This window comes from Rhizobium sp. ZK1, from assembly GCF_047782645.1.
Lineage (GTDB): Bacteria > Pseudomonadota > Alphaproteobacteria > Rhizobiales > Rhizobiaceae > Rhizobium.
The window spans coordinates 1,721,776-1,744,777 of record NZ_CP180586.1 but is presented as its reverse complement, the minus strand read 5'-3'; the positions used below and the strand labels follow the sequence as shown (position 1 = coordinate 1,744,777).

Here is a 23,002-nt window from a genome sequence, read left to right as displayed (position 1 = left end):
AACTACAGGAGTCAGAAATGTCCGCTTCACCTCACATCAAGGGTCAGATTGTATCGATTGTCTCTATCGATGGCCGGCATGAGATTATCATGCCCAGACAGGCGCCGGCCGCGACGCGGCTCGGGCGGTTGTGGGCAGCCTTTCTTTTGTGGCAGCAGAAGCGGGCAAGCCGCCGGTCGCTGCGCGAACTGACGGCAGACCAGCTCAAGGATATCGGCCTGTCGCAATCCGATGCCGCACGCGAAGTCGGCAAGTCGTTCTTTTGGGATTGAAGCTGAAGCTTAGCTGCAGGATTTGCTGCCGCCCGACCAGCGGGTGACATCAGCAGCGATGCGACCCGAGACCGGCTCGGACATCATCGGGCCGAAGGCCTGCATCTTGGCCGGATTGCCTTCGGCCTGCACGACAAGCAGCGGCCGGGTTTCCGGGCTTCCCTTGTGCACGACGAGAATGCGCGGCCGTCCGGAGAAGGAATTGAGCTCCGGCGCCAGCTTGTAGGCTGCAAAAGCCGGATCGCCCGACTTGAACCAGCAGCTGTTGGCGCCGAGCGCCACGCGCTCCATTGTCGACAGCGCACTGCGGTCCGGCCCCTTTGCGGGTGCCGAGGACTGGCAAGCGGCAACCAGCGCGGCGAGGCCGACAAAGGCAGCGGCGTTGGCGATGGCGGCGAAAAGGCGAGGGCGCATCTATCTTGCTCCAGTGGTCCGGCGAACGATCGGCCTGACAGAAGAAATCAGGCAGCTATGACGTCAAGCGCCGAGGCGAAGAGGCCACGGCCGTCCGAACCGCCATGGGCGGCTTCGATGAGATTTTCCGGATGCGGCATCATGCCGAGCACATTGCCCTTGGCGTTCATGATGCCGGCAATGTCGTTGACCGAGCCGTTCGGATTGGTTCCTTCGGCATAGCGAAAGACGACCTGGCCGTTGCCTTCGATGGCAGCCAGCGTTTCGGCATCGGCAAAATAGTTGCCGTCGTGGTGGGCGACCGGGCAACGAATGATCTGGCCCTTTTCATAGGCGCGGGAGAAATCCGTCTCGGCATTGACGACTTCGAGCTTGATCTCGCGGCAGACGAATTTCAGCGAGGCATTGCGCATCAACGCGCCCGGCAGCAGGCCAGCCTCGACGAGGATCTGGAAGCCGTTGCAGACGCCCAGAACCTTCACGCCCTTGTTCGCCTTTTCGATGATCGCCTGCATGACCGGCATGCGGGCGGCAATCGCGCCGCAGCGCAGGTAATCGCCGTAGGAGAAACCGCCGGGAATGACGATGAGGTCGACGTCAGGGATTTCCGTCTCCGTCTGCCAGATCGTCACCGGCTGATGACCGGAGATCTTGGTGAGCGCGGCGATCATGTCGCGATCGCGATTGAGGCCCGGAAGTTGAACGACGGCTGATTTCATGGGGTGCCTGCGTTTAGCGAAAGATATTGAACTGGAACGCTTTCGGCGAGCCATACTCCATTGTCCGAGACAAAGAAAGAATGACCCTCTGAAAACATGCGGGCTGCGTCTATGCGCAGGATAATATAGTCGCCCTTGCGGCGGGTTGCGACGATCTTCGCCGTATCGATATCGGCAGAAAGATGAACGTGATGCCGTTCCATCTTCTGCAAGCCCTCGCGCTCGATCGCTGGCCAACTTGCCCGTGACGTGCCGTGGAAAAGGATTGCCGGCGGGTCGGTTGGCTCCAAGTCCAGGTCGACACCGACGCTATGGCCCTGATTGGCGCGAATTCTGCCCTCGACAAGCGCAAAGCGCTTCTTCGGACTGTTCTCGATGATGCCGACAATATCGGCGCGTGAGACGTCATATTTCGACGTCAACGCTTGTTCGAATGCATCGAAGGAAACCCATCCCTCGGCATCAAGCGTCAGGCCTACTGCTTCCGGCGCATGGCGCAAGACATAGCTCATATATTTCGAGACTTCCGTCTCCAGCTTTGCTTCCATCATGACGCTTAATCCAGAGGGATCGCCAGGTGGCGAGCCTGCGCTCGTCAGTCGATCGCGATCGCGTAGTTCTCGATGACCGTGTTGGCGAGCAGTTTCTCGCACATGGCCTTGAGATCTGTTTCGGCCTTGGCTCTGTCGGTGCCTTCAAGCTCCAGATCGAAGACCTTGCCTTGGCGGACATGGCCGACGCCGCCGAAGCCGAGGGCGCCGAGCGCGCCTTCGATGGCCTTGCCCTGAGGATCGAGAACGCCGTTTTTCAGCGTGACGGTGACGCGAGCCTTGATCACTTGTTCTTCCCTGCCTTTACTTGACCAAACGGTCTTTACTTGACCAAAACCGGGCCGGTGCCGCGCACGGGCTCGTTTTCATTGATGATGCCGAGACGGCGCGCAACTTCGGAATAGGCTTCCAGCAGACCGCCCATATCGCGGCGGAACAGGTCCTTGTCCATCTTCTTGTGGGTCTCGATATCCCAGAGGCGGCAGCTATCCGGCGAGATTTCGTCAGCCAGGATGATGCGCATCATGTCGCCTTCGAAGAGGCGGCCGCACTCGATCTTGAAATCGACGAGTTGGATGCCGACGCCGAGGAAAAGGCCGGTCATGAAGTCGTTGACACGGATGGCGAGCGCCATGATGTCGTCGAGCTCAGCCGGATTGGCCCAGCCGAAGGCGGTAATGTGCTCTTCGGAGACCATCGGGTCCTCGAGCGCGTCGGACTTGTAATAGAATTCGATGATCGAGCGCGGCAGGACCACGCCTTCCTCGATGCCGAGGCGCTTGGCGAGCGAGCCGGCGGCGACGTTGCGTACGACGATCTCAAGCGGGATCATCTCCACTTCCCGGATCAGCTGCTCGCGCATGTTGAGCCGGCGGATGAAGTGGGTAGGAATGCCGATCTTGTTCAGATGGCTGAAGATATATTCAGAGATGCGGTTGTTGAGGACGCCCTTGCCATCAATGACTTCGTGTTTCTTTTTGTTGAAAGCGGTAGCATCGTCCTTGAAGAACTGGATCAGTGTACCCGGTTCAGGCCCTTCGTACAGAATCTTTGCCTTGCCCTCGTAGATACGGCGGCGACGGTTCATTTTAGTTATTCTCTGCTGTTGGCGCTCTTGGGATAGCGCGCGTGGATCGATCTCGTGGCGTCCCCTTAAAGGAAAAGAGAGAGTTTCACAATCCGCCTGTCACTCCTTCCCCGGTTTCCGGCTGCAGCGGGAAATCCGCAAAGAGAATCGAATGTCTTCGCAAGAGGAGACTACCGCCTTTTTCTTTACGGTGAAATGAAGGCGAAATCTCGGAGCGTTTATACAGGTCTTTATCTGGAAGCCGTTTTGGAGACGGAACGGCGCAGATCCGCCTGCAGCGCGCGGGCCGCACCCTCCGGCTGCCGCCAGCTTTCGCTGCGGATGAAGGCGGGGATCTGCATGGCAGGCATCGGCCGGGCGAGTGCATAGCCCTGCAGCATGTCGCAGCCAAGCTCCTGCAGGATGCGGACGTGATCGGCGGTCTCCACACCTTCGGCAGTAACGAGAACGTTCAGCGAGTTGCCAATGTCGATGATCGATCGCACGAGCTTGCGCTGCTCTGCCGATTGCGGCAGGTGGCTGATCAGTTCGCGGTCGATCTTCAGCGTCTTCGGGCTCAGCCGCAGCAAGCTGACGATCGAGGCGTGGCCGGTGCCGAAATCATCGACCTCGATGTCGATGCCGAGCTTCTTCAACTTCTTGAGATTGGCGGTGACCGCCTCGTCGCAATCGTCGAGCGAGATCGATTCCAGCAGCTCGAAAGAGACCGTGCCGGGCTCGATCTTCAGCGAACGCAGCTTCTTGCCAAGCTGCGGATCGGATAGTCTCCGGCCGGAGACATTGACCGAAATGCGAGGGATGGCGAAGCCTTGGCGAACCCAGGCTTTCCGGTCGGCAATCGCCCGCTCCAGGATCAAGGCATCGATAGTCGAGACGACGTCGAGGTCTTCACCGATGTCGAGAAAGCTATCCGGGGAAAGCAGCCCGTGTTCCGGATGCTGCCAGCGGGCGAGCGTCTCGATGCCGGCGATATCGAGCGTACGGGCATCGAACTGCGGCTGGTAGAAAGGCACGAACTCGTCGCGTTCCAGGCCGATCAGGATCTGATCGGCAAGGCGCTTGGCCGTCAGGATCGTGCGTCGTACGGCATTGGAGAAGAATTCGTGGCGGTTGCGGCCGGAGGCCTTGGCGCGGTAGAGCGCGATATCGGCATTGAGGAGAAGCTGCTTTTCGTCGAGATTCGGACCGCTGTCGATGGCGATGCCGATGCTGGCGCCGAAGCGGCAGTCGTGCCCCTCATATTTGATGGGCTTCCTCAGCTCGCGGATAATGCGCTCGGCGACGGTGGCGATCTTCTTCGAGGCTGTGTCGACGATGCAGAGGACGACGAACTCATCGCCGCCGATGCGCGCGACGAAATCAGTACCGCGAATGGAGTCGCGCAACACCCGAGCGGCATGTTTCAGCATGTGGTCGCCGGCGCGGTGGCCGAGCGTATCGTTGATCTGCTTGAAACGGTCGAGATCGATGTGAAGGATGGCAAGCGCCAGGCCTCCTTCGCGACACAGGGCGGAACGTTCCTCCAGCATCTTGTCGAGATAGCGGCGGTTCGGCAGGCCGGTCAGATAGTCATGAAGAGCCAGATGCTCGATGCTCTCCTTGGCTGCTTCAAGTTCGCGGTTGCGGGCTTCGGCAAGATCCTTGGCGCGTTGCAGCTCGTTGCGGAGCCCCACTTCCTCCGTCACGTCCCAATTGGCGCCAATCAGCTTGCGGCAACCGTTTCCGTCGATGAAGAAGGCCGCACGGGCACGGATAATGCGCTCGACGCCATCGCCCCTGATGATGCGGAATTCGTGGTGAAAGCCGGTCTCGCTGTTGACAGTGCTCTTGACTGTGGCGAGCACCCGTTCGCGGTCGTCAGGATGGATCCTTCCCGGCCAGGCCGCGCCGGCTGTCAGGCGGTCGACGCCCTGCAGCTTGTAAATGGCAATGAGACGATCGTCCCATTCGACCGTTCCGTGGTCGATATCCGCTTCGAAAACGCCGATGTCACTGATCTGCAGGGCAAGGTCGAGGCGACGGGAGAGCTGCGCCAGCATCTCCTCTGTCGCCTTGCGCGCGGTAATGTCCGTATCCGTACCGACAACGCGCTGGGCTTTGCCAGTTTCGTCCCATTCGACGGGCGCGCCGCGGCATTCGATCCAGACCCAATGGCCATCCTTGTGGCGCTCGCGATACTGGAAGACATGATAATCCGGGTCGCCGGCATTCTGTCGTTCGATGGCATTGACGACGAAATCCCGATCGCCGGGATGGACGAGTTGCAGCCAAGCCTCGTAATCACCATCGGCCGTCTCATTGGCCGCCATGCCACGAATGGATTTCCAGGTCTGTGAGTAATATCGCTTATCGAGACGGTAGTTGTGATCCCAGACGCCAAGACCGGAGCCGACGAGCGCATAGTTCCAGCGGCTTTCACGTTCGGAAAGATCGGAATCATCCGTAACGTTCACCGATCCGCCCCCGGTCGGTGCGACACGACCCGGGTCGGCGGCGTCTTGCGGATGGCTCTGCTTCACGGGCGCGCTCTCGCTATTCTGGCGTCAGCACACTCTGCGGTCTTTCCATTAAGAAATGCTTAGAAAGCGATCGCTTAATCCGCTGGAAACGCCGGATTTTTGGTGTCTCAGCCGGGCAGGCGGCTCAGAAATTGGGCAAAGACCATCGTGCCCTCGGGCCAGGGGCCATGCCCGGAATCCGCATTGATGTGGCCGGATTCACCGGCATCCACCAGGAAGGAACCCCAGCTGTTGGCGATATCGTCAGCATGTTCATAAGTGCCGAAGGGATCGTTGCGGCTTGCCACCGTGATCGACGGGAACGGCAGCGGATCACGCGGGTAGGGGCCGAAGGTCATCAGATGCTTCGGGCGGATATCCGGATTTGCGACATCGGGCGGCGCCACGAAAAAAGCGCCGGCAACCCGCTTTTCGAACAGCGGGATCGCATGGATCACCGAGGGTACGCCAAGGGAATGGGCGACGATCACAACGGGGCGTGTGGAGGCGTTCACCTCCTCGGCGATGCGGGCGATCCAGTCCTCGCGCACAGGCTTTGACCATTCCGCCTGCTCGACGCGGCGTGCGGTGGAGAGTTTTGCTTCCCAACGAGTCTGCCAATGATCGGGACCGGAGTTGGTGTAGCCGGGAACGATGAGAATATCTGCTTCTGAAGCTTTCATAGTGCCGCCGATGTGAGAAAGCTTGAAGGCGATGTCAAGGGAGAGAGCGACTTGGCTTGAGAAATTTGCTATAGTCGCCGCCTGCCGGTTGCGTTTTCGTGTCGGCTCGTCGTTGCTGACACGTTCGCCTCCGGCTCATCTTGGCTGAGGAGGAGAAAGCCATGGCGGCATTCCATATCATGACAGGCGCTAGCGAAAGCTTCGTACGGCCCACGATTAATCGCATCAGCATAGCAGACGTCTTCGACGCGCTCAGGCTCGGTTTCGAGGATTTCCGCGAGAAGCCTTCGCATTACGTTTTCTTGTGTCTCATGTATCCGATCGCCGGCATCTTCCTGACGATGCTGAGTTCGGGCGCCAATCTCGCACCGATGATCTTTCCGCTGATGTCGGGCTTCGTGCTGATCGGGCCGATAGCCGCAATCGGCCTCTACGAAATCAGCCGTCGGCGCGAGGCCGGGCTCGATTCCTCCTGGACACATGCACTCGACGTGCGCCATTCGCCGGCGCTGCCGTCGATCATCGCCGTCGGGCTCCTGCTGTTTGGGATTTTCACCGTCTGGCTGGTCACAGCGCAGACCATCTATACGAACCTTCTCGGCGAGGTTTTCCCGCGTTCCACGTCGCTCTTCCTGCAGCAGGTATTCGGCACGCCCGAAGGCATGCAGCTCATCCTGTGGGGCAATCTGGTCGGCCTCGGCTTTGCGTTCGTCGTTCTGGCGATCACGGTCGTGACCTTTCCGATGCTGCTCGACAGGGATTGCGGGGCGGTGGCCGCGATGGTCGCCTCGATCCGGGCAACCTTTGCCAATCCGGTACCGGTGCTGCTCTGGGGCCTGATCGTTGCCGCGCTGCTGGTCGTCGGCACGATCCCACTCTTTGCCGGCCTCGCACTCGTCATCCCGATCCTCGGCCATGCGACCTGGCATCTCTACAGGAAGCTGATTGCCCGCGAAGCCACGTGACGGCAACATTCCCGGGGTGTCGCGAATTTCGCGCGACGCCCTGGAATTTCACCGTACTCGGGAACCTCGGAACCTTCCTTGGAGTTTGTCTTGCGCCGACTTCTGCGGAGGATTTCAAGGTGACTTTACGCCATTTGTTTGCGCGTTTCGCGACCAAGATATCGGAGTTGGCGGGCAAGCCGGTGACCTTCATACTGGCGCTTATCGCCGTCATTATCTGGGCCGCTCTCGGTCCTGTCTTCGACTACTCCGAAACCTGGCAGCTCGTGATCAATACCGGCACGACGATCATCACCTTCCTGATGGTCTTCCTGCTTCAGAACGCACAAACGCGCGATACACGGGCCATTCAGGCCAAGCTCAATGAGATCATCCTCACGAGCCATGCCGAAAACCGCTTCATCGGCATCGAAAATCTGGACGAAGAGGATCTCAAACATCTCGACCGGCTGGTAGCCAAGGCGGCTAAAGGGCGGGGAGAGACCGAGGCCTGCAGGATATCGGATGAGCAAGCCGATACATCGCCTGCAAAAAGCGGGTCAAGAAAACGCAAGACGTCGGCGACTGCCACGCCACGCAAGCGGAAATGAAAACGGCGCCTCGTGGGCGCCGTCCGATGACATATTTTGTGCCGATCAAGCTTCGCCGAAGACGCGGCGGAAGATCGTATCCACATGCTTCGTATGATAACCGAGATCGAACTTTTCGCGAAGATCCGCCTCGGAGAGCGCGGCGCGCACTTCGGCGTCGGCCAGCAGTTCCTCAAGGAAGTCCTTGCCCTGTTCCCAGACCTTCATGGCGTTACGCTGGACGAGGCGATAGGCATCCTCGCGCGACGTGCCGGCCTGGGTAAGCGCGAGGAGAACGCGCTGCGAATGGACGAGCCCGCGGAACTTGTCGAGGTTCTTCATCATGTTCTCGGGATAGACCACGAGCTTTTCGATGACGCCGGCCAGGCGGTTCAGCGCGAAATCGAGGGTAATCGTCGTATCCGGGCCGATGGCACGCTCGACGCTCGAATGGCTGATGTCACGCTCATGCCAGAGCGCCACGTTTTCCATTGATGGTACGACCGACATGCGTACAAGGCGGGCAAGGCCCGTCAGGTTTTCGGTCAGAACCGGGTTGCGCTTGTGCGGCATGGCCGAGGACCCCTTCTGGCCCGGCGAGAAGAATTCTTCCGCCTCCAGCACTTCGGTGCGCTGCATGTGGCGGATTTCGATCGCGACATTTTCGATCGAAGAGCCGATAACCCCGAGCGTGGCGAAGAACATCGCATGGCGGTCACGCGGGATGACCTGTGTGGAGACCGGCTCCGGCACGAGGCCGAGGGCGGCGCAGACATGCTCTTCGACAACGGGATCGATATTGGCGAAAGTGCCGACCGCGCCGGAAATGGCACCCGTGGCGATTTCGGCGCGGGCGGCCACGAGGCGGGCGCGGTTGCGGCTCATCTCCGCATAGAAACGGGCGAAGGTCAGGCCCATCGTCGTCGGCTCGGCATGGATGCCGTGGCTGCGACCGATGCGGATGGTATCCTTGTGCTCGAAGGCGCGCGTCTTCAGCGCTGCGAGAACGCGGTCCATGTCGGCAAGCAGGATATCGGCGGAACGCACGAGCTGGATGTTGAACGTGGTGTCGAGCACGTCGGAGGAGGTCATGCCCTGATGGACGAAGCGGGCGTCGGGGCCGACGATTTCTGCAAGATGCGTCAGGAAGGCGATGACGTCATGCTTGGTGACGGCTTCAATCTCATCGATGCGGGCGACGTCGAAGGTCGCCTTACCGCCCTTTTCCCAGATGGTGGCGGCCGCCGACTTCGGGATCACGCCGAGGTCTGCGAGTGCGTCACAAGCATGGGCCTCAATCTCGAACCAGATGCGGAACTTGGTTTCGGGAGACCAGATGGCGACCATCTCGGGTCGGGAATAACGAGGGATCATGGGCGAGCGCCTTCATTTCGTGACAGTAGCTGCCGCCCCTGTAGCAAAGACGGCCGGCAATCTCAACGCATGCGTTTGGCAAGAGCCAAGCTGGTAGCGAGCAGACAGACGAGTCCGATGGGCAAAAACAGCCCCAGACCGATTACGAGGAACTGATAAACGGCGCTCGCGCCGGTAAAGACGAACTGGAACACCCAGATGACCGACCCGAACGGCGCGTGCCAGCGGGAATAGAAAATCCGATAATCCATGGCGAAGAGAAAGGCCGTCATCAGAACCGTGCCCGCCGTCAGCGCCAGGAAGAAGGCGGCGAAACGCGTCTCGACCCGATGGCCGAGCGCAAGGTATCGTCCGGCAAGCAGGTTGAAGGGCCAGGAAAGCATCCCGCCGCCGAAATAGAGGAGGGCGAGATCGAGCACATGGCTCGTCTCCATGCCATTGCGCAGATAGAGCCCGGCCATCGCCGAGATCAGCATCTGGACGCCCCAGAGCGGGGCGCCGATGAACAGTTCTGAAAAGGACGGCCATGCCGCCCGCAAACGGTTCATTCTCAGGGGTGAACCGGAACGGCGATCCAGCGGCCGTTGCGGCCGTCAGGGGTAGCGCTCAGCGCCAGGATGAGGGCGATATGGACAGGCTTGCCCGATTCCGGCTGATAGACGAGGGCACCGCCCATACGATATTCCACCGGGCAGCCACGGTCATCAGGGATTGCCTTATCCTCGTGGACGAGTTGGCGGTTCGGCGCACCGTCCTTCTCGATAAGCTGCAGGGTGAAGCCGATGACGCGCTTGACGTCCTTGCAGCTTTCCGGCTTGGCAACCTCGGCATCGCCAAGCAACAGCGAAAAGGCGCCGCGTGCCGGGCCGTCGCTGGCAATCGTTGTGTAGCGGATCGTCTTCATCGGCGAGCCGAGCTCGGTCGGTGGGTTGAAGGCTGCGATCAGGCCGGGATTGGTCAGAAGGTCGTACTTGTCCATCTGCTGGCGGGCTGCCGTCAGATTCTGGCGGCGCGCCTTGGACAGATTGGCGTCCTTGTCCGTCAGTTCCAGATGAAAGGGCGTGCCCTCGAGATCGGCACCCGTTTCGGTATCGATGAAATAGGTCTCCGAATAGGGGATCTTGCCATCCTTCATGCCGAATTCCTGGAAGGCAAAGACCTTGCCGTCGGCGGAGAAGCCGACAGGCTGCATATTGGCGATATCGCCAGCAGAGGCCGTGGCGGCCATGCCGGTCAGCAAGGCAGCGAAAAACCCGCCCATGAACATGCGCTTCGTCATCAGCGAGCTCCCTCAGCCGCGTTGCGAAGGGCTGATATCGCCTGGCGATAGGCCTCGGCCGAGCCGCCCTTGAAAATTGCCGATCCGGCGACGAGCACATTGCCGCCGGCCTTTGCCACGGCAGGCGCGGTATCGACCGTCACACCGCCGTCCACTTCAAGCTCGATCGGGCGGTCACCGATGAGTGACTTGGCCGCTGCGATCTTGTCTGCCATTGCCGGAATGAATTTCTGGCCGCCGAAACCGGGGTTGACGGACATAATGAGAATGAGGTCGACATCGTCAAGCACGTTCTCGACCACCGAGAGCGGCGTTGCCGGATTGAGGGTGACGCCGACCTTCTTGCCGAGATGACGGATCGTCTGCAGCGAACGGTGCAGGTGAGGTCCGGCCTCTGCATGTACGGTGATGCGGTCGCAGCCGGCCTTGGCGAAAGCCTCCAGATAGGGATCGGCGGGCGAGATCATCAGGTGGCAGTCGAAGGTCGCATCCGTATAGGAACGCAGCGACTTGATGACATCGGGGCCGAAGGAGATGTTCGGCACGAAATGCCCATCCATGACGTCGAGATGGATCCAGTCGGCGCCGGCCGCGGTGACGTTGCGCACTTCCTCGCCGAGCTTTGCAAAATCTGCCGCCAGGATCGATGGGGCGATGCGGATGGGCAATTTCGTCATGGTCTCGGTCTCCATCTCAACCGGAAGCGGGCAAGGCCGCCTTACGGCATAGTCAATAGGTCAGTCCGTCCCATCGGCGGACAGGACGAAAGCGTCGCCGCGCCATTCGAGGAGACGATAGGGATTTTGCGAAAGCTCATGAGCCGGTGTGAAGATAATGGCGCCGATCGGCGTCTTGAATTGCGTTCCGACCAACTTTTCTGCGACTGGCTTGCCTTCGCTTAACGCCGCCTGCACGGCCTGACTGGCAATGAGTGCCGCAGCTGCCGCAGGCAGGGCATAACCTTCAGGCTCGACTCCTGCTGCCCGCATCGCGTGGACGGTTGAATCTGCCTCCGGCAGAAGAGCGTATTCCGGAATCGCAACGGCGCGTACGCCGTCCGCAAGCGCAAGCGGCTGGTTGGCAGCGCGCATCGCATCGCCGCTCAGGATATCCAACGGAATGTTTTCAGCCTTGGCGTCACGCGCGATGACGGCGGCATCGTTCCTATCGCCGCCGATAAAGACCTTGGTGGCGCCCGCCCGTTTCAAGCGGCGCACAAGTCCGATCTGCTGTTCCTGTCCCGGCCTGTATGTGTCGGTAAAGACGGCCTTCAGGCCGTTTTCCTCCAGAGCGTTGCGCACGGCTTCCGTCAGCTCACGGCCGTGGATCGTGCCATCCTCGACAAGGGCGATCGGAGACGCCGCCCATTGCTGTAAGATGACCTGGATGATCTTGGCGGCTTCGTCGCCGTCCTGAGGGCCGAGGCGGAAGAAAGGCCAGCCGTTCTTCAGCGAATCCTCCATCAGGATGTGCGAGCGCACCGACACGGTAATGGCAGGGATATTGGCATCCTTGAGCTTCGGAAGCGCGCCTTCCAGCGTTTCGCTGCAGAGGAAACCGATGGCGATCTGAACCTTGGCGGCAATCAGCGCATCGGCGATCGCCTGGCCGCTATTGTCCTGGCAGGTCTCGCTGATCGGAACGATCGTATCGCCAGCCTGCCCAATCTGGAAAACCGCGCCAGCGCGAACCTGGGCGCCGAGCGAGGCGAAAGTACCGTCCTGGGGCGCCACGACACCGATCGTCACGCCGGCTGCACGGCTTTCGGCCGTCAACGCCAGGAGCGACAGAAGGGCGGCTATGACACGCAAGGTCATCATGAAAGGTGCAGGTCTCTCGTCTTGTCCATGCCCTTTTATCCGCACGGCGGCAATCGTCAAAGAAAAACAAGCAGGTTCTGCAGCTTTTAGCGGGTGCCATTGTAGAAAAGGTAACCGATGCCCGCCATATTGGTGAAATAACAAGAACAAGACACGGATTGTGGAGAAGCATGTGTTGAACAGGCAGCATATCGATCCCGGCCTCTATCGCGATGCCATGAGCCGCTATGCCGGCCATGTGCAGCTCGTGACGACGGCGCTCGGGGAAGCCCGCCGCGGCGTCACCATCACGGCTGCCTGCTCGGTATCCGACAATCCGGCTTCCGTTCTCGTCTGCCTCAACAACACCAATGAGAAGAACGAGATCTTCTGGCGCAGCGGCATCTTTGCGCTGAACTCGCTCGGCGCGCACCATCAGGGTGTTGCCGATGCTTTTTCAGGCCGCACGCATCTGGAAAACGGGGATCGTTTCTTGAGCGCCCGCTTCGAAACGCTGGCAACGGGCGCGCCGGTCCTAGCCGATGCACTCGCCGTCTTCGACTGCCGGGTGACCGACATCAAGGAAATGCCGACCCACAATGTCATTTTCGGCGAGGTCGCTGCCGTGCGCTTTACCGAAATGCATCCGGCGCTTCTCTATCTGAACCGCGGCTATCATTCGGTATAGGCTTCAAATCATGGACAATGCCGGCATCGAGGAGATGTTTCAGTCGCTTGGACCCGTCACCATCAAGCGCATGTTCGGCGGCAAGGGCATCTATCATCTCGGCCGCATCCTGGCACTCGAAGTGCGCGACGAAATTCTGCTGAAGGCCGATGAAAAAAGCGCGCCGGAATTTGCCGCGGCAGGCGCCAGCCAATGGTTCTATGAGGGCAAGAAGGGCGCTCCGGTGAAAATGCCTTACTGGAGCATCCCCGAAGAGGCCTATGACGACCCCGATATCATGGCGCGCTGGGTGCGGCTTGCCTATGAGGCAGCATTGCGCGCGGAATGATCAGCACAATTGCCCGGCCGGAAGGGCTGATATCGCAACCCTGGTGAAAGCCGACAGCGGCTCGGGCAGGTCGGCAAGGCCGAACCAGCCGAAATCCGAGAGCTTGTCCGGTTCCGTGAGCCGTGGCTCACCCGTCACCTCACGGGCGATATAAAGAAGGGAAATCCAGTGCTGGCGGTCAGCTTCGATGATCTGTTCGGTAGAGCCGATCTGCTCGATGCGACCGATGGTCAGTCCCGTTTCTTCTTCAGCCTCGCGGCGCGCGGCTTCCTCAGCCGGCTCCATATGGTCCACCTTGCCGCCGACGATATTCCAGTAGCCGGCTTCAGGTGGGCGCATGCGCTTGTAGAGAAGGATTTTGCCGTCACGCAAAATCACCAGGCCTACGCCGAGGCCGGGGAAATCGATGCCGGGCTTACCCATGGAACCGCTCAGGCTTTGGCGTTGCCCGCGATCAGCATGAAGGCAGGGATGTCATCACCGAATCCAACCGGCGTCGGGCCGTCGTCATGGTCGCGATGGCGGCGACGATCGCGATTGTCATCGTTTGCCGGATACTGCCGACCGCCGCGCGCGTTGTTCTGTGGCTTCTGTTCTGCTTTGCGCTCGTTCTTCACGCTTTCGGCCCTTGCTGGTGCTGCTTCCACGACTTCGCTGCCATTATCTTCGGCGTTGATATCAGATTTATGACTCGAAGGCCGGCGGTCGCGGCCACGATCCTTATCCCTCTCGCGACCCTTTCCGCGACGGGGAGAACGCTCGCTGTCGCGGCTTTCTTCTGCCGCCGGGAGGGCGGAGAGATCGCCGCTCTGCCATTCCACCTTTTCGCCGATCAGCTTTTCGATCGCGTCGGCATGTTTCTGGTCGCGGCGGGTGACGATGGTGAAAGAAGCACCGGAGCGACCTGCACGGCCGGTGCGGCCGATACGGTGAACATAGTCTTCCGAATGGATCGGCACGTCGAAATTGAAGACGTGGCTGACATCGGGAATATCGAGCCCGCGGGCCGCGACGTCGGAGGCAACGAGCAGCTGGATGTTGCCGTCCTTGAAGTTGGCAAGCATCGTCATGCGCGAGCGCTGGTCCATGTCGCCGTGCAGGGCGCCGACCGAGAAGCCGTGACGCTCCAGCGAACGGAAGAGATCTGCAACATCCTTCTTGCGATTGCAGAAGATGATCGCATTCTTGAGATCCTCCTGGGAGCGGATGAGATCACGCAGCACGGCGCGCTTCTCGTAATCCTTGTCGTGAGAGGCGACGAAACGCTGCGTGATGGTCTTGGAAGCCGATGCGGGCTTGGCAACCTCGATGCGCTCGGGGTTCTGCAGGAAGCGATCCGCGAGCTTCTGGATCTCCGGCGGCATCGTGGCCGAGAAGAACAGCGTCTGGCGGGTGAAGGGGATCAACTTGGCGATGCGCTCGATATCGGGGATGAAACCCATGTCGAGCATGCGGTCGGCCTCGTCGATGACGAGGATCTCGACGCCGCTCATCAGGAGCTTGCCGCGTTCGAAATGGTCGAGTAGGCGGCCGGGCGTGCAGATCAGCACATCGGCGCCGCGCTCGAGCTTGCGGTCCTGATCCTCAAAGGACACGCCGCCGATAAGGAGGGCGACGTTGAGGCGATGATTCTTGCCGTATTTTTCAAAATTTTCGGCAACCTGGGCGGCCAGCTCGCGGGTCGGTTCCAGGATCAGCGTGCGGGGCATGCGGGCGCGGGCTCGACCCTTTTCCAGAAGCGACAGCATGGGAAGAACGAAGGATGCCGTCTTGCCGGTGCCGGTCTGCGCGATGCCGCAGATGTCACGGCGTTCAAGCGCGAAGGGGATTGCCCCGGCCTGAATGGGAGTGGGGATCGTGTAGCCCGCATCGGTCACAGCGGAGAGCACTTTGGGGCTCAAACCAAGTTCAGCAAATGTCGTCAAAGGGAAAACTGTTTCCGTTTCGTTCGGCCGGTCTCTGGCGAGTCGGCAGGATTGCATGCCGCAATGCTGGGCGACATAATCCGAAACGGCCGGCAAGTCAAGGAAGAGCGCCTCCACCCCAGGTAGCGAGGTGAAGCATTCGTTACCGCGACCGGCTATTTTATATAAGTGGCAAGTTTAAGGCCGGCATTCATGAAATAGATCGGGTCGACGGCATGTCCATCCTGACGCACCTCATAATGCAGGTGCGTGCCGGTGGAGCGGCCCGTGCTGCCGGCCAGGCCGACGACATCATTGCAGTCGACCGTGTCGCCGACCTTGACCAGAATTTCCGACATATGGCCGTAGCGCGTCGAAATCCCATTGCCGTGATCGACCTCGACCATGTTGCCGTAGCCGCCGGTCCAGCCGGCCGCGATCACTTTGCCGGGCGCGGTGGGTCGGATCCTTTCGCCAGGAGAGAAGCGGAAATCGATGCCGGAATGAAGGGCAAGCCGGCCGAGGAAGGGATCGCGCCGGTTGCCGAAGGGGCTGGTGACTTCCTTGCCGATGGCCGGATTTCGGAAGGGCATTGCTTCGGCGGTGCTGCGCACGGCCTCCAGACGCGTCAGCGCGCCGTCGAGCTGGATCAGCGAATTGTTGAAGTCGTCGTTGCTTTCAGGCTCCACATAAGGACCACCGACGGCTTCGTCCTCATCTTCCTTGGCGGCAACAGCCTCAGCCGGGACCGCAATATGGAAGCGGTCGAGTACGCCTTGGATCGTATCGGCGGCATTGCCGGCGTCGCTCGTCAGCAGCTCGATACGGCTCTTCTGATCCTGCTCGACGCTCTTCAGCGAAAGCGTGACCTTGGAAAAGATGCGGTCAGCGCGGTCGCCAACAGTTTCTTGTGATGGAACATAGGCGAGGGTGGAATTATCGGGCGTTTCGGCGTCGGCCGGCTTGCTGTCGCCTGCCAGCATATTTTCAATCGCCTGCGCACCGCCGGTCAGCGAAGCGCGCTTGTCCTTGATGTCGGGCGCATAGGATTGCGCCGGAACATTCGCGGCAGGCACATCCTTGCCCGTCAGGCCGGAGCTTTGGGCGCGGTCGAGCAGGTTATCGAGCTTGCCGTGGCGCGAGGTCAACGCCATCTGCTGCTCCATCAGCTTGTCGACCTTGTCCTCGACGACCTGCTGATCAAGAAGCTGGCGGGAGGTGATGCGGTCGACCTGGGCGCGCAGTGCCGCGATGCGATCCTCGTAGTCATGCTGCATACGGGCCTGGCGGGCCATGGTCGCACCGATCAGATCGTCGCGCAGCACGAGGTAAGAGGTGGCAAGCAGATAGCCGATGGAAAAGACACCGACGAAGCAGAAGGCCAGCGCCGCCATCCAGGGCTTCACCGTCATGTGACGCACCTTGTCGCCACTGGCGAGGATGAGGACGTGCTCCTGCGCCCTCTTGCCGAATACCCGACTGTGATGCCCGTTCGTCACGGAGGGTCTCCCAAAGATTCGCCGTTTCAGCGCCGCCTCATTGGGAAATGATTACATACTTTTATGGTTAATAGTCGGTTTACGTCAGCAAGCCAGAGCTTACCAATCAGCTCTGGCTGGTCGAGGTCAGTGCCCTGTAGAAGGAGGGCGTCAGCCCGGCTTCGGCTCGGGCCACATCGTTGAACGGTGCCTTCAGCGGACCGCGGAAATTGGCCCGCACCAATTCCTGGAATGTCCTTGCGGGATCACGCTTTTCGCGTGCGCAGAGGAAGCGGAACCATTTGGCGCCGACGGCGACATGGCCCTTCTCGTCATTGTAGATGACGTCGAGCACCGCGGCACTTTCGAGGTCACCGGTCTCGCGCATCTTGGCCTGCAGCGCAGGTGTGACATCGAGACCGCGCGCTTCGAGAATGAGCGGCACGACGGCTAGGCGCGCCGTCAGGTCGTTGCGGGTCGAATGCGCCGCCTGCCAGAGGCCATCATGGGCGGGCAGATCACCATAGTCAGCGCCGAGATCCTTGAGGCGCTTCCGCACCATGCGGAAGTGCTTGGCCTCTTCGTAGGCCACCTGCATCCAGCCATCGAAGAAAGAATTCGGCACATGGGCGGAAGCGAATCGCGCCACGATGTCGAGCGCCAGATCGACGGCATTGAGTTCGATATGGGCAATCGCATGCAACAGGGCGATGCGGCCAGGCATGGTATGCAGCGAGCGCTTCTCGACCTGGGTCGGCGGCACCAGCAGCGGCTTTTCCGGCCGGCCGGGACGCTCCGGCAGGGGCGCGTCCAGCGGCGAGCGCAGCGAGATGCGCCGCGCAAACCATCTTGCGGCACTTTCCTGCGCGAGTTCCGTCTTGCGGTCGAGATCGGCGGAACGGATCGCATCGATCGCGCCGCCGCGCAGCGAGGTGATGCTCATCACGCAGCAAGGTTCCTGACGGCTGCCAGTACCGTTTCGGCATGGCCTGCGACCTTTACCTTCTGCCAGATGGTGGCAATGGTGCCGTCCTGGCGGATCAGGAAAGTGGTGCGCTCGACGCCCATGAAGGTGCGGCCATACATCTTTTTCTCCTTCCACACGCCATAGGCCTGCAGCACCGTCTTCTCCTCGTCGGAGGCAAGCGCCACCGTCAGCTTGTGTTTCTTGATGAAGCGATCGTGGCAGGTCGCCGAATCGGGCGACATGCCGACGACGGCGGCCCCGGCGGCTGCGAACTCACCAGCAAGTGCCGTGAAATCCAGGGATTCGGTCGTGCAGCCCGTCGTGTCATCCTTGGGATAGAAGAACAGAACCACCGGCTTTCCATGGAAATCCGAGAGTGAAATGCGCCCGCCGCCATCGCGCGGGAGGCTGAAATCGGGAGCAGGAGAGCCGATACCGGGTGCAGACATTCTCAAAACTTTCTTTTGCCGGGTTTAGGAGGGATACTATATCAGACGGGTTATATAGTGGATGAAACGGCGTCCCGCCCAGAGCCGTTCAAATCAGATTCAGGAGTTTCCCAAGGCGCATGTCAGCCATCCGCGGCGAAAAAGTCACGTTTCGCAAGAAGGATATCGTCGCGTTGCATAACCTGCCTTCCGCGCAAGTGGAGGATCCTCTCATCGTGCATTGCCCGCCGCCACGCTCGCGCATGCGCGGCACCGCAAAAGCCACCGGCGGCTTCTGCGCGGTCATCCTGTTCATCCTGGCGGCGATCGTTTTCACCATCGAAAGCGGAATTGTCGACGCACCGCTGTCGCAGCAGGCGCAGTCGGCACTGAACAGTGCGCTCGGACCGCGCTACCGGGCCGAAGTCGGGTCCACCGTCATCCGCTTCACGTCCGGCCTGCGGCTGGCGCTCGAAGCGCGCGACGTCAACATGATCGACCAGCAAAGCGGCCAGCATCTTTCCACGACGTCCTCGATGCGTATGGCGCTCGATCCGCTGCAGCTCTTCCGCGGCCGGATCGCTGTGACATCGGTGGAAGCCGACGATATTGCCCTCGACACGTCGCTGCTTCCGTCAGGCGCTCCCGTCAAGCTTGACGATCTGCGCGTCGATGCCGTTCCGGCGGCAATGGAGACGATATTCTCGCATCTCGATCTGTTCGAAAACTTCGTCGAACGCGGCGCGACCGATTCCGTGCGCATCTCCGGCATCGACATCAAGCTTGCGGATACGGCAAACGGGCCGCTTTCGCTCGTCGTCGACAATCTCGCCTTCGAGCATGCCGGGCCGAACTCGCTGCAACTGAGCGGCCAGATTTCCATCAACGGCGAAGCGGCTGATCTCAATGTAATCACCGAGCAGACCGGCGGGCGGGCATCCCGGCTCGTTGCCACATTGTCGCACGCCGATCTCACGCCATTTGCGCTGAAACGGAACGAGCAGGGCGAGATCCGCCAGGGCCTCAATACCTTCGGCAATCTCACCATTTCTGCGGTCAGAACTGCCGACGGAGTCAAACCGTCACTCAATGCGGCTCTGAAACTCGATCCGGGCGTTCTTTATGTCGACGGCGATTCTCAGGAGCTGACGGACGGGCAACTCAATCTGGCTTATGACTTCGACAAGCAGACGCTGGAGATCGCCAAGTCGCAGCTGCATCTCGGCGCGACCATTCTGCCGTTCAACGGCGCGATCATCGATCTCGACAAGCTCGATCCGAATGCGGGCAAGGGGTTCGGCATCGACGCGCTGATCAGCGGCGGCACTGCCGCACCCAATTCCGGCGAGCAGCCGCTATCCTTCGATCTGCAGGCGACCGGGCGCTATCTCGTTGCCGGCCGCGAATTTCAGTTCACGAATATGGTGGCTTCCTCGCCGCTCGGCTCGCTCTACGGGGCTCTTCACATCCGACTGAACGAGAAGTCACCGGAGATCAGTTTTGCCGGTCAGTCGCAGCAGATGCAGACGACGGCAGTCAAGCAGCTTTGGCCCTTCTGGATGGCGTCCAAGGCACGGGTCTGGGTGCTTGCAAACCTGTTCGGCGGCACGGTGAGCAATGCTTCCATTTCCGTCTTCATTCCGGCAGGCCGGCTGGACGAGGCGGCGGGAGGACGCGGCCTGCGGCTCGATGAGAACCAGCTCCGCATCGCCTTCGACATCGACGGGACGCGCCTGAATGTCGCCGGTGAGATCCCGCCGGTGCGCGATACCGCAGCGCATTTCGACCTGACGGGCGGAAAGGCGATGATCTCGCTCAAGAGCGGCACCTCCTATTTCCCATCCGGGCGTTCAGTGGCAGTGCTCCCGGGCACCTTCGTGATGCCGTCAGTCTATGACAAGCCGCTGATGGCCGATGCGGACATTTCCGTTTCAGGCTCGGCGGATGCGGTGGGCGAGCTTCTGACCTACAAGCCGATCAAGGTGCTGCAACGCGCAGGCTTTGTGCCCGACGACCTCAAGGGCACTATCGACGCGCATGTGCAGGCGCATTTCGGACTTCTGTCCTCGCAGAACCCGCCGCCACCCGAATGGGAGGCGCAGATGAAGCTTACCGATGTCGCGCTTGCCAAGCCGTTCTCGGGGCGAGTCATCACCAATCTCGACGGCATGCTCGATGCCGATCCGCGGCAGGTGAAGGTCAAGGGCAAGGCCGACATCGACGGCGTATCCGCCGATATCGATATGCTGGAGCCTGTCGACAAATCTTCCGGCATCGAGCCGCAGCGCGTGATCACGGCAACGCTGAACGGCGACCAGCGTGACAGGCTGCTGCCTGGCCTTTCCGGCATCCTCGGCGGCAGCATCAAGCTGGTACTGACGCGCCTTGACGAGGACCGGCAGGACGTGCAACTCGATCTCGGCAAGGCATCGCTCGATCTGCCCTGGATCGGCTGGTCGAAGGGCAGCGGTATTCCGGCCAATGCCGAATTCGAGGTTTCCGGCCCGCCTGACAATACGCAGGTCAAGAATTTCCGTTTGAAGGGGGATGGCTTCGGGGCAACCGGGGCGCTTGTGATCGGCAAAAGCGGCCTGATATCGGCTGATTTCGATAGCGTGAAACTGTCTTCGGTCGATGATTTCGGGTTGTCGCTGAAACGCAGCAAAGGCGGCTTCGATATTTCCGTATCCGGCGCCAGCGCCGACGCGCGACCGATCATCGCCCGGCTGAAATCGGATTCGGACAGCGATGGCGATGGCAGTGACAACAGCAGCGTGACCGTGCGGGCGAAGCTGCAGAACATCATCGGCTTCAATGACGAGAAGATCGGCAATTTCCAGGCGCAGATCGCCATGAGCGGCAGCCGGCTGCAATCGCTGAATTTCTCCGGCATCACCGATAGCGGCGAGGCGGTCGTCAGCCAGATGCAGGGCGGCGGCGTCATCAATATCACCAGCGGCGATGCCGGCTCCGTCTCACGTTTTGCCGATCTCTATCAGCATATGCAGGGCGGGCTTCTCAACCTGTCGATCCGCCTCAATGCGGGCAACGGCTGGGACGGCTCACTCGACGTGCGTCGCTTCTCGATCGTCAACGAGCAACGCCTGCGCTCGATCGTTTCCACACCTGTCGGCTCTGACCAGCGCACATTGAACGAAGCCGTCAAACGCGATATCGATACCTCCTCGCAGCGTTTCCAGCGCGGCTTCGCCCGTATCGTTTCGCGCGGCGGGGCGATCTCCATCGAAAACGGCGTGCTGCGCGGTGATCAGATTGGCGCCACCTTCCAGGGTGTGGTGCGCAATGCGAAGGGCAATATGGACATGACCGGCACCTTCATGCCGGCCTATGGCCTCAACCGGCTGTTTGCCGAACTGCCGCTGATCGGTGTCATCCTCGGCAACGGCTCGGACCGCGGTCTGATCGGCATTACTTTCAAGCTGACAGGCAAGTTCGACCAGCCGAACCTGCAGATCAATCCGCTCTCGGTGATCGCGCCCGGCGTTTTCCGGCAGATTTTCGAATTCCAGTGATCGCCGGATTCGAAGCGCTACTGGCTTCGATCCTGAGCTTCACTTTACCGCAGACATACAAAAGCCGGCGCAAGGGCCGGCTTTTGTCTTGGTTCTGCGGCACTGCTTACGCAGCACGGCGGATCAGGATGTGCTTCTTCTTGCCGAGCGACAGCTTGATGACGCCATCGGCGGTGATTTCGCCGCTGCCGATCATCTTGCGCTCGTCGCTGACGGCCTGGTCGTTGATGCGCACGGCGCCGCCCTGGACGTGACGGCGGGCTTCGCCATTCGAGGCGGCAAGACCGGCGCGGACGATCAGGGAGAGCAGACCGATGCCGGCGTCGAGTTCGGAGGCCGGAACCTCGACCGATGGCAGGTTGTCGGAGAGGCCGCCTTCCTCGAAGGTCTTGCGGGCCGTCTCGGCTGCCTGTTCTGCGGCCTCGCGGCCGTGCAGGATCGCGGTGACCTCGGTTGCCAGGATCTTCTTGACTTCGTTGATCTCGGAACCTGCGAGCGCGGAAAGGCGGGCGATCTCGTCCATCGGCAGCGTGGTGTAGAGCTTCAGGAAGCGCGAGACATCGGCGTCTTCCGTATTGCGCCAGTACTGCCAGAAGTCATAGGCCGAGAGCATGTCGGCATTCAGCCACACCGCACCGGTCGCCGACTTGCCCATTTTGGCGCCGGACGAAGTCGTCAGCAGCGGCGAGGTCAGCGCATAGAGCTGCTTCGTCCCCATGCGGTGACCGAGGTCGATGCCGTTGACGATGTTGCCCCACTGGTCCGAGCCGCCCATCTGCAGGCGGCAGTCGTAGCGCTTGGCGAGCTCGACGAAATCGTAAGCCTGGAGGATCATGTAGTTGAATTCCAGGAAGGACAGCGACTGTTCGCGGTCAAGACGCGTCTTTACGCTGTCGAAGGACAGCATGCGGTTGACCGAGAAATGCTTGCCGACATCGCGCAGGAACTCGAGATAGTTCAGCGAGCGCAGCCATTCGGCATTGTTGATCATCAGCGCGTCCTTCGGGCCGTCGCCGTAGTTCAGGTAGTTGGAAAAGACGCGCTTGATCGAGGCAATGTTGCCTTCGATCGTATCGACGGTCATCAGTTGGCGGGCCTCCTCCTTGAAGGAGGGGTCGCCGACCATGCCGGTGCCGCCGCCCATCAGCGAGATGGCGCGATGGCCGGTCTTCTGCATCCAGTGCAGCATCATGATCTGGATCAGCGATCCGGCGTGCAGGCTGGGTGCGGTCGGATCGAAGCCGATATAGGCCGTCACGGTTTCCTTGGCGAAGAGATCGTCGAGGCCGCTTTCATCGGAAATCTGATGAATGAAGCCGCGCTCTTGCAGCGTGCGGAGGAAATCGGACTTGAACTCGGGCATGGGCTTCGTCTCTTGAACGTCGAACGTGAATTGGGATTGACGCTTGTTGAACCGTCGCGGCGCGTTTAGCACTGTTTTTCCAAAAGTGCATCCGGGAATCGCA

24 protein-coding genes are annotated in these 23,002 nt (G+C 60.7%); 6 read left to right on the top strand and 18 right to left on the bottom strand.

The genetic code is table 11. The annotated features are described in order from the left end of the window. Positions 1-17: 17 nt before the first annotated feature. Entirely contained in the window at positions 18-272 is a 255-nt protein-coding gene (locus tag ACK9YZ_RS08990; protein WP_416066319.1) for a DUF1127 domain-containing protein, read from the top strand. A gap of 9 nt (positions 273-281) precedes the next feature. Here ACK9YZ_RS08990 and ACK9YZ_RS08985 read toward each other — a convergent pair whose 3' ends face one another. The 7 genes from ACK9YZ_RS08985 to ACK9YZ_RS08955 all read right to left on the bottom strand — a co-directional run bounded on the left by ACK9YZ_RS08985 (position 282) and on the right by ACK9YZ_RS08955 (position 6,224). Continuing rightward, positions 282-686: a hypothetical protein gene (locus ACK9YZ_RS08985; RefSeq protein WP_416066318.1), complete on the bottom strand. Its 405-nt coding sequence runs from the start codon at positions 684-686 to the stop codon at positions 282-284. Positions 687-733: 47 nt separating this feature from the next. Continuing rightward, positions 734-1,405, bottom strand: coding sequence for a phosphoribosylformylglycinamidine synthase subunit PurQ (gene purQ, locus ACK9YZ_RS08980; protein ID WP_216758185.1), 672 nt, complete (start codon positions 1,403-1,405; stop codon positions 734-736). Then, positions 1,402-1,956 (bottom strand): RNA 2'-phosphotransferase, encoded by a 555-nt coding sequence (locus ACK9YZ_RS08975; RefSeq protein WP_416066317.1) that lies wholly within the window; start codon positions 1,954-1,956, stop codon positions 1,402-1,404. Before ACK9YZ_RS08975 ends, purQ begins: the two co-directional genes overlap by 4 nt. Positions 1,957-2,000: 44 nt before the next feature. Beyond that, entirely contained in the window at positions 2,001-2,243 is a 243-nt protein-coding gene (gene purS / locus ACK9YZ_RS08970; RefSeq protein WP_416066316.1) for a phosphoribosylformylglycinamidine synthase subunit PurS, read from the bottom strand. A 35-nt stretch (positions 2,244-2,278) separates the two neighbouring features. Continuing rightward, positions 2,279-3,043 carry a phosphoribosylaminoimidazolesuccinocarboxamide synthase gene (gene purC / locus ACK9YZ_RS08965; RefSeq protein WP_183734953.1) on the bottom strand — a complete coding sequence of 255 codons (765 nt, stop codon included), beginning with the start codon at positions 3,041-3,043 and terminating at the stop codon, positions 2,279-2,281. Positions 3,044-3,273: 230 nt separating this feature from the next. Next, on the bottom strand, positions 3,274-5,562 hold the full coding sequence (locus ACK9YZ_RS08960) for a putative bifunctional diguanylate cyclase/phosphodiesterase (RefSeq protein ID WP_416066315.1): 2,289 nt from the start codon (positions 5,560-5,562) through the stop codon (positions 3,274-3,276). Positions 5,563-5,669: 107 nt separating this feature from the next. Beyond that, the gene (locus ACK9YZ_RS08955; RefSeq protein ID WP_216758180.1) at positions 5,670-6,224 is read right to left on the bottom strand and encodes an alpha/beta hydrolase; all 555 of its coding nucleotides are present in this window, start codon (positions 6,222-6,224) and stop codon (positions 5,670-5,672) included. Between the two features lie 161 nt (positions 6,225-6,385). Between ACK9YZ_RS08955 and ACK9YZ_RS08950 the strand changes: the two genes are divergently transcribed. Beyond that, complete coding sequence (locus ACK9YZ_RS08950) at positions 6,386-7,189, top strand: DUF2189 domain-containing protein (RefSeq protein ID WP_416066314.1); 804 nt, start codon at positions 6,386-6,388, stop codon at positions 7,187-7,189. A gap of 119 nt (positions 7,190-7,308) precedes the next feature. After that, positions 7,309-7,779, top strand: a complete 471-nt coding sequence (locus ACK9YZ_RS08945) for a low affinity iron permease family protein (RefSeq protein ID WP_216758177.1) — start codon at positions 7,309-7,311, stop codon at positions 7,777-7,779. Between the two features lie 45 nt (positions 7,780-7,824). Here the strand turns inward: ACK9YZ_RS08945 and purB are convergent, their stop codons facing one another. The 5 genes from purB to ACK9YZ_RS08920 all read right to left on the bottom strand — a co-directional run bounded on the left by purB (position 7,825) and on the right by ACK9YZ_RS08920 (position 12,231). After that, entirely contained in the window at positions 7,825-9,132 is a 1,308-nt protein-coding gene (gene purB, locus ACK9YZ_RS08940) for an adenylosuccinate lyase (RefSeq protein ID WP_416066313.1), read from the bottom strand. Between the two features lie 62 nt (positions 9,133-9,194). Next, complete coding sequence (locus tag ACK9YZ_RS08935) at positions 9,195-9,680, bottom strand: hypothetical protein (RefSeq protein ID WP_416066312.1); 486 nt, start codon at positions 9,678-9,680, stop codon at positions 9,195-9,197. Positions 9,681-9,682: 2 nt separating this feature from the next. Continuing rightward, complete coding sequence (locus tag ACK9YZ_RS08930; protein WP_416066311.1) at positions 9,683-10,411, bottom strand: DUF2259 domain-containing protein; 729 nt, start codon at positions 10,409-10,411, stop codon at positions 9,683-9,685. Next, entirely contained in the window at positions 10,411-11,088 is a 678-nt protein-coding gene (gene rpe, locus ACK9YZ_RS08925) for a ribulose-phosphate 3-epimerase (protein WP_416066310.1), read from the bottom strand. Before rpe ends, ACK9YZ_RS08930 begins: the two co-directional genes overlap by 1 nt. Positions 11,089-11,148: 60 nt before the next feature. Then, positions 11,149-12,231, bottom strand: coding sequence for a branched-chain amino acid ABC transporter substrate-binding protein (locus ACK9YZ_RS08920; RefSeq protein ID WP_216758166.1), 1,083 nt, complete (start codon positions 12,229-12,231; stop codon positions 11,149-11,151). A gap of 172 nt (positions 12,232-12,403) precedes the next feature. Between ACK9YZ_RS08920 and ACK9YZ_RS08915 the strand changes: the two genes are divergently transcribed. Both ACK9YZ_RS08915 and ACK9YZ_RS08910 read left to right on the top strand, forming a co-directional pair. Continuing rightward, a complete protein-coding gene (locus ACK9YZ_RS08915; RefSeq protein ID WP_216758165.1) occupies positions 12,404-12,898 on the top strand; it encodes a flavin reductase in 495 nt (164 codons plus the stop codon). Between the two features lie 10 nt (positions 12,899-12,908). Continuing rightward, the gene (locus tag ACK9YZ_RS08910; protein WP_132651605.1) at positions 12,909-13,226 is read left to right on the top strand and encodes a TfoX/Sxy family protein; all 318 of its coding nucleotides are present in this window, start codon (positions 12,909-12,911) and stop codon (positions 13,224-13,226) included. Here ACK9YZ_RS08910 and ACK9YZ_RS08905 read toward each other — a convergent pair whose 3' ends face one another. From ACK9YZ_RS08905 to ACK9YZ_RS08885, 5 genes are all read right to left on the bottom strand, one after another. Further along, the gene (locus ACK9YZ_RS08905; RefSeq protein ID WP_216758163.1) at positions 13,227-13,649 is read right to left on the bottom strand and encodes an NUDIX domain-containing protein; all 423 of its coding nucleotides are present in this window, start codon (positions 13,647-13,649) and stop codon (positions 13,227-13,229) included. It lies immediately after the preceding gene. A gap of 8 nt (positions 13,650-13,657) precedes the next feature. Next, entirely contained in the window at positions 13,658-15,208 is a 1,551-nt protein-coding gene (locus ACK9YZ_RS08900) for a DEAD/DEAH box helicase (protein WP_416066704.1), read from the bottom strand. A 98-nt stretch (positions 15,209-15,306) separates the two neighbouring features. Continuing rightward, complete coding sequence (locus tag ACK9YZ_RS08895; RefSeq protein WP_416066309.1) at positions 15,307-16,629, bottom strand: M23 family metallopeptidase; 1,323 nt, start codon at positions 16,627-16,629, stop codon at positions 15,307-15,309. A 106-nt stretch (positions 16,630-16,735) separates the two neighbouring features. Then, a complete protein-coding gene (locus ACK9YZ_RS08890) occupies positions 16,736-17,551 on the bottom strand; it encodes a ferritin-like domain-containing protein (protein ID WP_416066308.1) in 816 nt (271 codons plus the stop codon). Then, positions 17,551-18,024, bottom strand: coding sequence for a peroxiredoxin (locus ACK9YZ_RS08885; RefSeq protein WP_216758158.1), 474 nt, complete (start codon positions 18,022-18,024; stop codon positions 17,551-17,553). The genes ACK9YZ_RS08890 and ACK9YZ_RS08885 overlap by 1 nt, the downstream gene beginning before the upstream one ends. 119 nt (positions 18,025-18,143) lie before the next feature. Between ACK9YZ_RS08885 and ACK9YZ_RS08880 the strand changes: the two genes are divergently transcribed. Then, positions 18,144-21,536, top strand: a complete 3,393-nt coding sequence (locus ACK9YZ_RS08880) for an AsmA-like C-terminal region-containing protein (protein WP_216758157.1) — start codon at positions 18,144-18,146, stop codon at positions 21,534-21,536. Positions 21,537-21,642: 106 nt separating this feature from the next. Here the strand turns inward: ACK9YZ_RS08880 and tyrS are convergent, their stop codons facing one another. Further along, positions 21,643-22,899 carry a tyrosine--tRNA ligase gene (gene tyrS, locus ACK9YZ_RS08875; RefSeq protein WP_112968183.1) on the bottom strand — a complete coding sequence of 419 codons (1,257 nt, stop codon included), beginning with the start codon at positions 22,897-22,899 and terminating at the stop codon, positions 21,643-21,645. Positions 22,900-23,002 lie beyond the last annotated feature (103 nt).

Bases quoted from the DNA above. Each gene is read 5' to 3' on its own strand.
- ACK9YZ_RS08990 (WP_416066319.1), top strand. From the start codon at position 18: ATGTCCGCTTCACCTCACATCAAGGGTCAGATTGTATCGATTGTCTCT.
- ACK9YZ_RS08985 (WP_416066318.1), bottom strand. From the start codon at position 686: ATGCGCCCTCGCCTTTTCGCCGCCATCGCCAACGCCGCTGCCTTTGTC.
- purQ (WP_216758185.1), bottom strand. From the start codon at position 1,405: ATGAAATCAGCCGTCGTTCAACTTCCGGGCCTCAATCGCGATCGCGAC.
- ACK9YZ_RS08975 (WP_416066317.1), bottom strand. From the start codon at position 1,956: ATGATGGAAGCAAAGCTGGAGACGGAAGTCTCGAAATATATGAGCTAT.
- purC (WP_183734953.1), bottom strand. From the start codon at position 3,043: ATGAACCGTCGCCGCCGTATCTACGAGGGCAAGGCAAAGATTCTGTAC.
- ACK9YZ_RS08955 (WP_216758180.1), bottom strand. From the start codon at position 6,224: ATGAAAGCTTCAGAAGCAGATATTCTCATCGTTCCCGGCTACACCAAC.
- ACK9YZ_RS08950 (WP_416066314.1), top strand. From the start codon at position 6,386: ATGGCGGCATTCCATATCATGACAGGCGCTAGCGAAAGCTTCGTACGG.
- purB (WP_416066313.1), bottom strand. From the start codon at position 9,132: ATGATCCCTCGTTATTCCCGACCCGAGATGGTCGCCATCTGGTCTCCC.
- ACK9YZ_RS08935 (WP_416066312.1), bottom strand. From the start codon at position 9,680: ATGAACCGTTTGCGGGCGGCATGGCCGTCCTTTTCAGAACTGTTCATC.
- ACK9YZ_RS08930 (WP_416066311.1), bottom strand. From the start codon at position 10,411: ATGACGAAGCGCATGTTCATGGGCGGGTTTTTCGCTGCCTTGCTGACC.
- rpe (WP_416066310.1), bottom strand. From the start codon at position 11,088: ATGACGAAATTGCCCATCCGCATCGCCCCATCGATCCTGGCGGCAGAT.
- ACK9YZ_RS08920 (WP_216758166.1), bottom strand. From the start codon at position 12,231: ATGATGACCTTGCGTGTCATAGCCGCCCTTCTGTCGCTCCTGGCGTTG.
- ACK9YZ_RS08910 (WP_132651605.1), top strand. From the start codon at position 12,909: ATGGACAATGCCGGCATCGAGGAGATGTTTCAGTCGCTTGGACCCGTC.
- ACK9YZ_RS08905 (WP_216758163.1), bottom strand. From the start codon at position 13,649: ATGGGTAAGCCCGGCATCGATTTCCCCGGCCTCGGCGTAGGCCTGGTG.
- ACK9YZ_RS08900 (WP_416066704.1), bottom strand. From the start codon at position 15,208: ATGCAATCCTGCCGACTCGCCAGAGACCGGCCGAACGAAACGGAAACA.
- ACK9YZ_RS08890 (WP_416066308.1), bottom strand. From the start codon at position 17,551: ATGAGCATCACCTCGCTGCGCGGCGGCGCGATCGATGCGATCCGTTCC.
- ACK9YZ_RS08885 (WP_216758158.1), bottom strand. From the start codon at position 18,024: ATGTCTGCACCCGGTATCGGCTCTCCTGCTCCCGATTTCAGCCTCCCG.
- ACK9YZ_RS08880 (WP_216758157.1), top strand. From the start codon at position 18,144: ATGTCAGCCATCCGCGGCGAAAAAGTCACGTTTCGCAAGAAGGATATC.
- tyrS (WP_112968183.1), bottom strand. From the start codon at position 22,899: ATGCCCGAGTTCAAGTCCGATTTCCTCCGCACGCTGCAAGAGCGCGGC.